The 12,513-nt window shown below is 61.9% G+C and carries 13 protein-coding genes; 5 read left to right on the forward strand and 8 right to left on the reverse strand.

Annotated features, from left to right (window positions below; translation table 11 throughout):
• Positions 1-31: 31 nt before the first annotated feature.
• Both FXN61_RS00375 and FXN61_RS00380 read right to left on the reverse strand, forming a co-directional pair.
• On the reverse strand, positions 32-208 hold the full coding sequence (locus FXN61_RS00375; protein ID WP_167969201.1) for a hypothetical protein: 177 nt from the start codon (positions 206-208) through the stop codon (positions 32-34).
• Positions 209-430: 222 nt separating this feature from the next.
• Positions 431-1,588: a hypothetical protein gene (locus tag FXN61_RS00380; RefSeq protein WP_167969202.1), complete on the reverse strand. Its 1,158-nt coding sequence runs from the start codon at positions 1,586-1,588 to the stop codon at positions 431-433.
• Between the two features lie 1,018 nt (positions 1,589-2,606).
• On the opposite strand from FXN61_RS00380, the gene FXN61_RS00385 reads away from it, so the two are divergent.
• Complete coding sequence (locus FXN61_RS00385) at positions 2,607-4,298, forward strand: TIGR04141 family sporadically distributed protein (protein WP_167969203.1); 1,692 nt, start codon at positions 2,607-2,609, stop codon at positions 4,296-4,298.
• Between the two features lie 238 nt (positions 4,299-4,536).
• Positions 4,537-4,779, forward strand: coding sequence for a helix-turn-helix domain-containing protein (locus tag FXN61_RS00390; RefSeq protein WP_167969204.1), 243 nt, complete (start codon positions 4,537-4,539; stop codon positions 4,777-4,779).
• A 73-nt stretch (positions 4,780-4,852) separates the two neighbouring features.
• On the opposite strand, the gene FXN61_RS00395 is transcribed toward FXN61_RS00390, so the two are convergent.
• Positions 4,853-5,725 (reverse strand): hypothetical protein, encoded by an 873-nt coding sequence (locus FXN61_RS00395; RefSeq protein WP_167969205.1) that lies wholly within the window; start codon positions 5,723-5,725, stop codon positions 4,853-4,855.
• A gap of 280 nt (positions 5,726-6,005) precedes the next feature.
• On the reverse strand, positions 6,006-6,356 hold the full coding sequence (locus tag FXN61_RS00400) for a histone-like nucleoid-structuring protein Lsr2 (protein ID WP_167969206.1): 351 nt from the start codon (positions 6,354-6,356) through the stop codon (positions 6,006-6,008).
• 364 nt (positions 6,357-6,720) lie between these two features.
• Between FXN61_RS00400 and FXN61_RS00405 the strand changes: the two genes are divergently transcribed.
• Positions 6,721-6,873 (forward strand): hypothetical protein, encoded by a 153-nt coding sequence (locus tag FXN61_RS00405; protein WP_167969208.1) that lies wholly within the window; start codon positions 6,721-6,723, stop codon positions 6,871-6,873.
• A 351-nt stretch (positions 6,874-7,224) separates the two neighbouring features.
• Here FXN61_RS00405 and FXN61_RS00410 read toward each other — a convergent pair whose 3' ends face one another.
• Positions 7,225-7,425 (reverse strand): hypothetical protein, encoded by a 201-nt coding sequence (locus FXN61_RS00410; RefSeq protein ID WP_167969209.1) that lies wholly within the window; start codon positions 7,423-7,425, stop codon positions 7,225-7,227.
• 475 nt (positions 7,426-7,900) lie between these two features.
• On the opposite strand from FXN61_RS00410, the gene FXN61_RS00415 reads away from it, so the two are divergent.
• A complete protein-coding gene (locus FXN61_RS00415; RefSeq protein ID WP_167969210.1) occupies positions 7,901-8,806 on the forward strand; it encodes a hypothetical protein in 906 nt (301 codons plus the stop codon).
• Between the two features lie 674 nt (positions 8,807-9,480).
• Here FXN61_RS00415 and FXN61_RS00420 read toward each other — a convergent pair.
• Both FXN61_RS00420 and FXN61_RS55000 read right to left on the reverse strand, forming a co-directional pair.
• Positions 9,481-10,077 (reverse strand): DUF6461 domain-containing protein, encoded by a 597-nt coding sequence (locus tag FXN61_RS00420; RefSeq protein ID WP_167969211.1) that lies wholly within the window; start codon positions 10,075-10,077, stop codon positions 9,481-9,483.
• On the reverse strand, positions 10,065-10,685 hold the full coding sequence (locus tag FXN61_RS55000) for a NucA/NucB deoxyribonuclease domain-containing protein (protein WP_167969212.1): 621 nt from the start codon (positions 10,683-10,685) through the stop codon (positions 10,065-10,067). Before FXN61_RS55000 ends, FXN61_RS00420 begins: the two co-directional genes overlap by 13 nt.
• A gap of 260 nt (positions 10,686-10,945) precedes the next feature.
• On the opposite strand from FXN61_RS55000, the gene FXN61_RS00430 reads away from it, so the two are divergent.
• Positions 10,946-11,761, forward strand: coding sequence for an alpha/beta hydrolase (locus FXN61_RS00430; protein ID WP_167969213.1), 816 nt, complete (start codon positions 10,946-10,948; stop codon positions 11,759-11,761).
• Positions 11,762-11,782: 21 nt separating this feature from the next.
• On the opposite strand, the gene FXN61_RS00435 is transcribed toward FXN61_RS00430, so the two are convergent.
• Complete coding sequence (locus FXN61_RS00435) at positions 11,783-12,439, reverse strand: NBR1-Ig-like domain-containing protein (RefSeq protein WP_167969214.1); 657 nt, start codon at positions 12,437-12,439, stop codon at positions 11,783-11,785.
• Positions 12,440-12,513: the final 74 nt, after the last annotated feature.

The following is a 12,513-nucleotide window of genomic DNA, read 5'->3' on the forward strand; positions in this document are numbered from 1 at the left end:
GAATCCGGGCGTGGACTCCAGCCTCGGATCATCAGCCCTTGCCGCTCTTGTTCTTGGTCGGGTCGACGTTCACCCAGGTCTGCCCCGGCTTCGGGGTGGGCGGGAGACGGTGCCCCTTCGGGACCGTCACCTCGTTGCCACCACCCTTCGGGCGGTACTGACCGGAGGTCGGCGCGGGCGTACCCGGCCGAACAGCCTTTCCAGCCATAACTATGCACCTCGCTTCCCGAAGCGCTACGGCTCCGAGTCACGAAAATGCATCGACCAACGCCCGGCCGAGCCTCGTCCAGTAGAGTCAGAAGAGCGTCCTACCGCACTCAAGACCCCGTCTCGGAGCCAGACCCCGAGGGCGGGGTCTTTGGCTTCTAAGACACAGAGTACACCAGCGGATATCGGTTGCAACCGATACTCTCAACTTACTCTTAGTAAGTTAGGGTGAGGCGGCTGAGGACCTGTCTAGACGCCTATCGCGCGTTCTAGCGTTTCGCGGAGCCGCGAGCTCGTCATCCAGGACCCACACGAACGCCACCCCAGCCCGCGGCAACGTCCACCCGTCGAAGCTGATGTTCACTGTCTTCGCCTTGTCCGCACGGCGCGACTGCTCCACGCGGGTCGACTGACTGCTGGAGATGTAGTCCACCGTGTTCATGCGCCGGATGCCTGCAGCGGTGTAGTCGAGCTGCACATGCAACTTCTTCGCCGGCCGCGGCAAGTCGAGGTAGAGCATGTGACCGTGGCGCTGCACGAGAACCTTGTAGGTGTAGGCGACAGTGATCTCCTCGGCTGTTGACGCACGCTCACCCATGCCAGCCGCGTAGAGCTGCGCACCACCTCGCGAGGTTCGCCGGATCTTCCGTTCCTTGCCGTCCACAGAGAGGCTCACGAGTTCAAAGACCTCAGGATCTTCGGCAGCAAGCCCACCTGAGAGATCAAAGTGCCAAACTGCAGTGACCGCCGGGTCGCGCAGCATCTCCCGGTACTCGCGCTCGTCAGCTACGCACGCGAAGCGCAAGGTGGGGCTCGCAGACCGCACCTTGTATTCCCACCGCACCGTTGCCACGAACATCGAGCCGTGACCAGAGGCCGGGCCACCTGCCCACGGCTGCAGTGAAACCGCCACGTCGACATCACGCCACCGCTCCACGGCGTTGATCACCTGATCACGCACATCGGCGTAGAGATCGTGCGCCAGCTCCTCGTCCTTGAGCCGCAGCGCCAGGGCGTTGGCAGCAACGCGGTCGAGGAGCTCGTCAGACGCCGCGATGCCCTGCAGCATCTCGGGCCTGAAGGCCAGGCTGTCGATCACGGCGTCACGGAACGCGGGGGCTTCATGGCGAAGCGCTCGGTGGATCCGCTTCTCCAGACGCTTGTCTCCGGCGGCGCGATCGAGGATCTGGAAGTAGATGCCCAGCACCCCGAAGCCGAAGAAGCCCGCACCGAGTTCTCCCAGCGGGACAGGGAAGGTCGACAGCAACTCGATGGCCGGCGGCCACCTGTTCAGCATCAGCAAGCCGATGCCGATAACCGTCGAGAGCACTGCGATGAGCTGTGCCTTGGTTTCATAAAGCTGATCGAGTGTGTCCTTCATTCACCATCAATTGTAGCAAGCATTGTTACAATTGTTAATACGCGGAAGTTCTTCGCGTGTGCGGCTACCGCAGAGGAATTGGCCCAGACCACCAGAGCGCGCCGCTTCGCCAGGCTCGCCACATGACCCCGCGTAGCCGATGCGGGCGTAACACACGTGAGCCCACTTCCGACGTACCAAGCATGACGTGTCGCCTAGCTGCGACGAGCGGCCTCCGAGCGCCGCTCGCCGTTCGGTCCGGCTGATCCAGTTTTCGCAGCCGAACGACTACGCAGCGTCAGAATTCTTCGTTTTCGAGAATATTGGCCATTAATTGGCCGCGATTTGACGCACCGCGAGCAGTCGACAAGGGTCGTCGCCCAAACCGTACGGACGGTACCTACTTCGAGTTCCTGCGACACGCCGTGTCGACTTGCGTTGCGCTTATCAGCTCGACGACACTCAGCCTCCAGCTAACCGGCAAAACCTGCCGCTCGGCGCAGAGCATCGAACCGAACGAGAACACCCTCGTTCACTTGAGGCATGATTGATCACGTTCGGGTTACGCTACGCTTGCCCGAACAAAAAACGCGACCCCCTGCGTCAACAGGAGGCCGCGTGAAGCTCCACCCCATCCGCCTGGCCTAGCAACCAGCATGTCTTTCGGAGGAAGCGCGTTGAGTCTAGGGCTGATGCCCGCGTTCCACTAGAGCCACGGCCGAGTGAATCGGCCGCTCAGGTGTTCGCTTGCGCACAAGCCAGCTGAGGTCGATCGACCTTCTCCCTCTTCACAGTCGCGTTTGGTGACGCTCCTGCGCATCCGAAGACGTCGGACACGACGTCTTCGCTAGCAGCGCTTGCGCCGCGGCGGTTGCTGGTTCTTGCTCTGTCTCGAAGCCAGCAACCGTTGGCACACAAGCCTTCGCGCAGTCGGCGATCTCACTTGCAAGTACGGCCGCGTCCGTACACATCAGACTCAACGTCACGACGCGCGCGCTCATCGCTGCGCTCGTTGTTTGCAAGGCAAGGACGACTTCACTTGACAGGCAAGCTTCTCCCCACCGGTCCCGCGACGATCTACCGATTCCGGGCCGGCCTTCCCCTTACTGACTACATCAAGCTCGCCGACGGCGCAGAGGTCGAGTTCGACGGCGCCATGGAGATCGCGAACGCATCCGCGCACGTGCTCGCAGGCATGCGCATCGCCGACGAGGCAGCGTGGGCGCGACACCCGCAGCAGGTGACTGGCCTCGGACTCACGTTGTCGGCGATGACCCCGTTCACCGTGGTTCTTGTCGAGATTGATGTGAACTGGGTGGTCGCCGCATGCTGGGGCGCCAGCGCGCGGCATCTGCTCGACGACGTTCTGCTCGATGAGAGCTTCGGGCTGAAGTTCGGCATCCGCCGCCTCGACCCGATGAAGCTGCGCACGTTGAACAGCAGCTCGCTGGACACCACCTCCCGCAGCAAACAGACCTCGTTCCCGTTGGGCCACCCGCTCTCAGGTTTCGGCCTTGAGCCTGCGGGCGAGTTGGTCACCCGGCTGGCCGGCTCGGCGAGCTTGGAAGGTCTCACCTACCACACCGCCACAGACGGCAAGGCCTGGCAGATCAGGTGCGGGAACTCGCTGCACATCCAGCTGGGCCGCTCACCGGAAGACTTCGTCGCGGATCTGCGTGCCATTTCGGCCATCGTGGACTCGAGCGACGCGGACTCCCCGCTGCGGTTCCTGAACGAGGTACGACCGGTCAGCTCCAACCACCCGCTGAAGGCCGAGCTCGATGCTCGACTCGCGGTGGCACTGGGCGGCGACGAGCGCTTCGGTCCGATCGGGATCTGCTGGCCCACCGCGGTGCACGGCGTGGTGGAAGAGGCTGACTTCTTCATCACCACGAGCATCTGGGATTTCGGCTCGCTAATGCTCACCGCCGACTTCGACATCGACGAGATCACCACCCGGTTCGCTCGCATCCCTGAGGGAGCCCGCCTAGTGGAACTGCAAGCGGTGCGTCTCGTGCCCTGCGAGGACGACCAGGGGCAGGTTGAGTTGGCTCGTCCGATCTCGATGTTGAAGTGGATCGCCTTCGAGACCAGCATCGGCGACAAAACCTTCTGCCTGCAACAGGGACGGTGGTACGAGCTCAGCAAGGACTCCATTGACAGGGTCAACGAGCAGCTGGCCGAGCTCATCGCGAACAAGAGTTCACTGCTGTTCCCCGTGTGGGAGCGGCAGAAGGGCAAGGACGATGAGCACCGCTACTGCGAAGACGAGCTGGCGAAGCAGCCGGGGTTCCTTTGCCTGGATCAGGACTTCGCGAAGACGCCGATGCATCCGAAGCTGGAGCTCGCGGACGGGATCGGCCCCGGTGACGAACTGATCCACATCAAGTGGCCATCGCGCGCCGCTGAACTCGGGCATCTGTTCAACCAGGCGCAGGCGTCGGCCTGGTCGCAGCGTCTTGAGCCTGAGGCGCTGCAGCAGCTCCGGGAGAAGGTGAAAGCACTCGACAGCACTCGCACGCTCACCGACCGGCCGCGGACGGTGGTGCTGGCGCTCGGCGGTCGCCCGTGGGAGGTCAAGAAGATCTTTCCTCTCACGAGGGTCAGCCTGCTGCGCTTGAACCAGGAGCTCACGTACCTCGGCATCAAGCTGGAGTTCGCTGACATCCCGTCCGTGGCGAAGCCGAAGAACACGACGGTCGCAGGGCCGTCGAACGGACAGGCGGCCTAAGCCCGGCGCAAGCCGGCCGCCGGCCGCTTCGGGTTCAATACAAGGCGAGAGCCCTGGGTGTTAGAGGCACCCAGGGCTCTCGCGTGTGCTGGCGGGCTATCAGGTGCCGCCTCCACCGCCGCTCATCGCGATACGCATCTCGCCACCCCCTCAGGGAATCCGGTGAAGATGGCCGAACGGCCACTCGCGACGATATCCGATTTTGGGATATTTGCAACGGCGGTTGTGCCCTTTGCAGATGGATAAGTCGATCTACTCGGCGGCGTACCAGCGACTTTGCGCGCTTCTCCGGGAGATCCGCACCGAGGCAGGTCTCACCCAGGTGCAGGTAGCGGAACGCCTCGACGAGCCACAGTCGTTCGTGAGCAAGTACGAGTCCGGGGAGCGCCGGCTCGATGTGGTGGAGCTAGGTCTGGTGGCCGAGGCACTAGGGACGACGCTCGGCGTTGTGATCACGCAATTCGAAGCAACGAAGGGCTGAGCGGGGCGTCATCGCCGTCTACGGATCAAAACATCGCACGCTCGAATCCTGACAACGCACAGAGGTCAGAGTCTCAATGACCAGGACCGGTGCCTGGAGCCCAAGTGTTAGCCGGGTACGTCAGATCCCAGTTCATGGGGCGCCAGGGTGGGCGCGAATATCCGCCAGCCGATTGACGTGTTTTTTCGAAATTCACAGTGGCGCGAGCAGAGACGGACGCTTGGCGCTGTGCTGCTCTTTCCCGCTCACGCTCCGCAACGCCTACGGCGAAGTTTCGTGCGATCGTAAACAGCACGGCACTTCGACTGAAGTCGGGCTGGTAGCCAACATTTTCATTTCGCACGCGATGCCACCAAAAAGGAACAGCCTCTGGCAGCGGCTCATCTCCTGCGGGAAGCTCTTGCCACGCTTGCGTGACCCAACCCAGAACAGCATCAATATCTTTGGAGGTAGGGAAGGATAGTGCGCCGTCGACGTAGTGCCATCCGCAAGAGATTCCTGCTTCGATGTATACCCGTGCGGCATGTCGACTGAGCCGAACAGGCGTGAACGCAACGAAAGATGAAGCGTCTTTCTCCAGGTCAAATGCCCACTGATCGAGAACAGGCCAATCGGGGTTGACCTGTTCTCGATTATGTCCCTGCCGAAAGCTGAGCCAGACGTTTCGATGCTTCTTTAGCATCTCACTGGCCAGGTTTGGCGACGACTGCAACTGCCGATATGCAGCCTGACTGTTAATTGCTGTTCGTTGCTCGCGCCACTGGTTCTTTTTGCTTCCTCGTCGCCACACCTCGCTAAGCCTCTTTGCGAGATCCATTTCTTGGACAAACGACGGCGCGGTTCCGATGACCGCTGCACGAAAACTGGCTACTTCTCTAACTAATCGCCAGTCGAGGTCTGCCCCGCCAAGTCCTCCTTTAGCTATGACCTGTGCATTCGTGGCCATTGGCCCGCCTCCAAGGCTGTGTCGACACTTCCAAGGTGGCAGGGCGTGGAGCGTATCGGCAGAGGCGAAGTGCCCATGTGACTCGGTGTAGGCATACCCTTCTAGCCTGCTGTACTGAGCGGCGGCCTTGCAGAGCAGAGACGAGCGTCAGCTGCGCCGCCATCGAGTCGCAGAACCGAACTGGGCACGGCGACGCCCGCTGACGCTTCGTGCCAACCGCCAACGAGGCCCCGCTCCTAGCTGAGCGGTTCACGTTGTCTACCCACGCTGAGGTGGCGATCTACCGGTGCGCCTTCTCGAACTCTTCGATGATGCTGGTGGGGATGCGGCCTCGGTCGGAGATCTCGTGGCCGTTAGCCCTCGCCCAGTCCCGAATGGCCTTCGTCTGCTCCTTGGTGCGCGACTCAGCCACGATGGTGCGCGTGGTGGCCGGAGCCTTCCTCGCCCGACCACGAGTCCGGCGAGCGCCGGCAACGAAGTCCGCCAGGCCATCGCGGAGCTTGGAAGCGTTGCCCGGCTTCAGATCGATCTCGTAGGTCACGCCGTCCAAGCCGAAGCTCACGGCTTCAACATCCTCAGCCGCCGTACCATCGAGATCATCGATGAGCTGAACAAGAACTTTCTGCGCCATGCCTGAACTCCTTTGAGGTTTGGGCGGTGACTTTAGCAAGATCACTTTGGCGGAGAAGTCTGTCAGCAGGGGCTCGCTTGGAGTAACACCAAGATTCACCGAAACGACGGAGCGAACATGCACCGCCGTGGAGCCCGCGATGTCGACCGGCGCCGGCTTGGATTGCTGGCGGCGGTGTTCTTCGTCGTCACCCTGGTCGACGCGGTGGTAGCGGTTCAGATGGCGAGTTGGTGGATGACCGCGGTGGGCACCAGCTGCGCGGCGGCGGCCAGCTCGTTGCTCTTACTCCGCCAACGCATCCCAAGCCACACTGCTTCGTACCCCGACTGTCTCGGATGGGTTCGAGCGCCTGCGCCGAGAAAACATGCTGCAGCACAGCATCGAGGCGCTCGTACTGAACCCGCGCTACGCCGAACTGTTCGCCGAGTATGAGCTGGAGATCGCACGGAGGCGGCTTGAGGCCGTGGGCTTCGATGTTGAGGAGTACCTGCGGAAGCTCCCGCCGCGCGGTAGCTGATAGCCCGACTGCCTAGGGCACACCGGAACCACCACGATGCTTCATTTCCCACGGCGGCGGGCTACTGCCCCTTGAAGCCCGCCGTTGAGCGCCCTGATGATCGCTGGTCGTTCAGCTGGCGTGGTGCCTCTGAGCGCGATGGCCACGATGACCGTGCGGCACACCGCGAGGCCCAGCACTGCGAGCAGGCCGGTCAACCCGATGCTCGACCACACAGTTACCTCCGAAGCAAGTCCATCTTCACTGCTTGCGGATTGTTGCAGCGACCCGCGAAGTGAAGTAGCGGCAAGCTAGGTGAAGGGGAATAGCACCTGGTGAAGATTCCGGCAGGGCGCTAAACGCCGAGTCGAGCTAGAGGGTTCGCGCACCCTCACCGCCACGGAGCAGCTCATCCGGGTCCGGGATGTGGAATGTGAGCAGTCGCTTCACCAACCACTCGTCCTCGAAGGTCCCCCCGACCAGCTGCGCCACGAGCGCCAGGCATGCTGCTCGAAGCTCGTCCGGCCTGAGATCAAGTCCGGCTGCGCATGGCGGGATGACGTCGTTGGACACAGGAGGCTCCGTGCTAGCCGGCGGCTCCAGCAGGTAGCCCACGGCGCGGCCGATCAGTGAAGGACCGCAGCTTAAAGCTGCCGAGCGAGTGCATACAGCTAACCGCTCACCCAATGATCCCAAGTCTGTACAGAAGATTACGAGAGCCCACACGCGTGCAACTAAGGGCCTCGGTTAACTAAACCAAAAATTTAGCATTCATAGGCTCCTCCACATGCATTAGCAGTGTGAATAAGTCACCCGTACGGCCTATGGCGCCCCACTGAGACTGATCAATATGGTCCTTCTCGGGGGTGAGCAGCCGGAAGGCTCAAACAAAGTCCCGCTATCCGCCGGGCGAGACATAGTCATACCTTGCCGTTGCCTCAGAATTCTCTCGGGTTACGGAAATTTGGCATGCTCTGCCACCAACACGGGTACGGCACTTAGCGACGGCGTCACAAGCATTCCGCCGTCGCATTGACTTAGGGGGGACATGAAGAAGATATCAGCAGTGGCGGCAGCTGCAGCCATTGGACTCAGCTTGCTTACCGGTAGCGCACAGGCCGCCGATCCGGTCAGTACGGCGGATCAGCTTTCGTTGCAGAACTTCACGCAGACCGCGAAGGCTCGCTACGGCGTCGATCTGAGTTCTGCGGACTACAGGGTGAGCAAGATCGAGGGTGTACGCGTCATCCATCGGAAGGATGTGCCGACCCCTGAAGCGTCCATCACCAAGATGCCGAACGGCAGCATGAGAGTAGGAGCGAAGGTTCAGCATACGTCCCCCACGGGCACTGATGTTGGGAAGCTGGCTGCGCTGGGGGAAGTGACCGCCCAGCAAGAGGCACAGTGGCGGCAGCCGTCTTGTTTCAGTGTCGGCGACGAAGACGACCCAGCAAACATCGGAGACATGCTGACATGTTCAGCATGGGCACGAATGTCTTACCCAGGAGAAACGCGCTACAACTGGGGCTACAAGGTCTACGGAACTTGCACCCATACGAACAACCTTAACACCTACGAGCTCGATGCCTGCGACGTAACGACCCAGCAGTGGGGCGATACCAATTCCCCCAGGCTGCACTGGAACGATTGGCAGCCCAAGGGAAAGATCGATCTTCCGAACTGCCAGGACAAGCCGTTCAGCGTCGGCTGGGGCGGGGTAACGGCCGGCCACACGGCGAAGATCTGCGAGAAGTTGAACCCCGTCCCCACTCCGGACCAACCGGGGTCTATGGCCGCGCTGTGGTCTGGCGACGCCTGGGACGGAGAATCCCGCGAAGTCGCATTCGTCGAGGCGTTTGGTGCTGAAAGCACGCTCGCAATTACCATGTACAACGAAGCTTACTACTATTACTCGACGTGCAGCCTCCTCCCAGGCTTCGACCAGTGCGGTTGACCTGAATAGGTAGCTGGCCGCATACTGCACACTCTGCGGTAGCGGCCAGCTACCCACCGCGGGGGGTTGAGATGAAGGGCGAACACCATCGATCCACCAGGATCCTATTTGTTGTCCTTGCGGTCTTTCTGCTCTCCGGCGCTGGCTTGGCCGTTTGGAAATTAACCAGTCAGCCGAGGGCTGGAGAGCCGGTAACACAAAAAGACGCCGAGATCCTCCTCGAAGAGACGGTTTCCTACGTGAAGGCAGGCGACTACAGCGGCCTCTGCCGTTCGGTGGCCACCGAACCCTCCGTGTGCCGACAGCTCACAGAGGATGCTCGCGCCCAAGCTCCATCAACCGATGCAGCTCGCCCGGTCGTAACTGGGTTCACGGCAGACGCTGGTCAGTTCAGCTTGAACCGGGTATCTGTTCTCCACCTTCAAGGCACACGCGCTGATGGAACGCAGTACACGAGCGATTTCGCAGTGGTACGCAAGCCGAGCGAAGGTGGTCGTCAGCTATCGAGCCTGACACCGGTGTACTGGTCTGGCGTCAAGTACACGCCTGGGCAGCCGTGCAAGGACAGCGAACATCAGGCAGATGCCTGTGGAGCGAACACTCGGACGGTAGCTCCGTAGAGCGGACACAACAGGCCGCCGCATGATGACGATGCCGATTCGTCTCCTCTCGCGCTACGGCGTTCGCGCGCCGTCAACGCCACGGAGCAACTCGTCCGGATCCGGGATGCGGAAGGTCGGGAGCTTCTTCACCAACCAGTCCTCCTCGAAGGACACGCTTGTCTGCTGCTGCACCAGCGCAAGGCAGGCGGCGCGGAATTCACCGGGCTGGAGCCCAAGCCCTTGCGCCCAAGCGGGGATGACGTCGTCGGGCGCGGCCAGCTCCGTGCCGAACGTCGGCTCGAAGTACGCCGTCACCTTGCCGCCGCGCGCCTCGGTGATGCGGAACATCCCATTGGCGTTCCAGTGCACGGAGAAGAAGTGACCTTCGCCTTGGGAGGCACGGCGAGCGATCTCCGGCACCGTGCCACTCCAGCCGTTGTTCTCCAGCGCCACCACGGCGTCCTGGTGCTCGAACACCTGGAAGTAGAAGTCGTCGCCATCGTCGAGCCCGGCATCCTCGGCCTCGATGGTGGTCATGAGCTGGCGCTCCTCGGGGTCGCCCCCATAGATGCGCACCACTTCGTCGACGCTGCGCCCCTGGATGACAGCGAAGGTCATCACCACGTCGAGCTGCTGCACCCACTGGTAGCGGTCGATCAGGTCCCGCACGACTGCTCCTTCGCGATATCCACGCCCGTGTAGGGCACGGTGGCGATCTTCTCCGGATTGGTGATCACCACGGTGAAGGCACTGCCCTCCACGATGCCAGCCCGGCGGTACTCCTGCCGAAGCGTGCCACCTTGGCAGTTCTGTTCACGGAGAGGCACCTCCATGATGCGCACGTTGGCGACAACGCCACCTTCGGCGCTCGAGGCGAAGGCGTACTCGTCGCAGCTGCCCTTCGCGAACTGCGCTTTGAAGTTGCCGCACACAGCGGCGCGCCGGCCTGCGTCTGAACCGGGCGCTCCCTTGTGCAGAGTGAACGGCTTGCCCTCCGCCCACGCCAGCGAGATGTTCTGTGCGATGAAGGGCATCTTGGCAGCGTCGACGAGCACGACCTTCAAGTCGTCGCACTGGCGCTGCTTCAGCAGCTGGTCCGCGGTGCACTTGTCGGTCTTGGGCTTGGCGCCGGGCGCCGCCTGGTAAGCGGCGGCGGTATCGGCGGTGAGGTCGCCAAGGAGATCCGGGAAGCCTGGCACCAGCTGCGGGCCGAGTACAACCACCGCACCACCGATCAGCAAAATCGGCAGGATCCCTAAGCTGGTCTTCGTCGCCACTGCAGCGCCCCCTCAGGCATCCGTCTTCGTGGCTTGAAGTGATCGATCTCGACTTCAAGCGCGAAGGCCAGCGTCTCGGCTCGGAGATCCTCAGGAACAGGACGGTTTGCGGGCAGGAACCGGACATCACTGTGCTTGAGCTGCACAAACTCCGGAGCGCACATCGAGATGCTTGGTGTTCTTCCCGCCTCACCAGGTAGCTAGGTAGGGCCGCGAGTGGGAATCATGAAGAGGTCATCTTCGATCTTGAGGAGCCTCGGATGAGCACCGGCAGCACCAGCACCACCGTGCGCACGCATGATGGCTTGAAGCTCGCGGGAACCTTCGACGCGCCTGATGCTCCGCCGCAGCACTCGGTGCTGTTGGTTCATGGTGCTGGCGTCACCCGCGAAGAGGGCGGCTTCTTTACGCGACTGGCTCGTGGTCTTGCCGAGGCCGGCGTCGCCTCGCTGCGGTTCGACCTTCCCGGCCACGGGGAAAGCGAAGGACGACAAGAGGATCTGTCGCTCTCCGCGGTACTGAACGCCATCGATTCCGGCCTCGACCACTTGAACGAGCTCACGGGCGTGACGCCTCCGTCGATCATCGCCGCGAGCTTCTCTGGTGGCACGGCGGCGTACTACGCGGCGCAGCGACCCGAGGCGATCAGCCGCCTGGTGCTGTTCAACCCGCTCATCGACTACAAGAAGCGCTTCGTCGACGAGAAGAAGGCCTGGAAGGCGGGCTATATCAACGACAAGGGCGCCGAGCAGCTGCTCGAGCAGGGCTACCTCGGCCACTCGCCGACCTTCAAGCTCGGCAGGCCGATCCTGAACGAGGTGTTCTGGTTGCAGCCGCGGGCGGTGCTGGGCGAGATCGCGGCGCCCACCCTCATCGTGCACGGCACCGAAGACACCTTTATCCCGGTGGAGTCATCTCGCGAGGCCAACCGCCAGCTCACTTGTAAGCACCAGCTGCTGGAGCTCGAAGGCTCCCAGCATGGCTTCGCCGTCCACGATGATCCGGAGTACGCACACCCGCAGAGCCAGAAGTGGCAGGCCGAGGTTATCGAAGCAGTTACCAGGTGGCTCGCATAGCCGCCAGGTGAACGAGCCCAATCACTCTGGCGGAACCGCTCCCTCTCTAACGACGATCGTCATAACCAAGCCAAAGCAGTACGAGTTGGGAAAATACCTTCGACCAAACATATCAACCATCTTCCATCGCATCTGCGATGTTCCCTCCAGTGGCTGCGCCCTCACGGGAACGGCGATTTCTACCTCACACCCAGGCATAGTCTCTTCGATCTGAACATAAGCAGGCGTGAAGGGAACGCCATAACCACCGGCTGCGCCATCACGCGCTAGTCGCCGCCCCACCCAGGGAACAGATCCCGCGTTGCGTATGCGCCAAATCTTCTCGAAGAAGTGTCCAGGAGGCATCACCGTCCCATCAGGAACGGTCACATCCGCAACGAAGGAAGACTCATCACCTGGAATTGGGTAGCTGAACTCTTCGATGGCGCGCCGCTGAGGAGATCTCGGCGTTGTTTGAGCCTCCACGTACGCTGACCACAGAATCCCATCGCCGTTGAACATCTCTTCGTACAGAGCGATCAGCTGCCAACTCGCACTGTCCCGACCGGCTTCAACGTTGCTCAGATGCCCCACACTGCGCCCGAGGCGTGCAGCAAGCTCCTTGAGCTTCACTCCATGCAACTGTCGCATCAGGCGGAGTTGCCGCCCGAGAGCCACACGTGCACTTGAGGTCGTCATGCCTACATGCTGGTTTTGAGATCGCCAAAACTATAGAACCGTTCGTACCATTCGCCGCGTTGGAGCGCAAAGGA

Source organism: Lentzea indica (assembly GCF_012184385.1).
Classification (GTDB): Bacteria; Actinomycetota; Actinomycetes; order Mycobacteriales; family Pseudonocardiaceae; genus Lentzea; species Lentzea indica.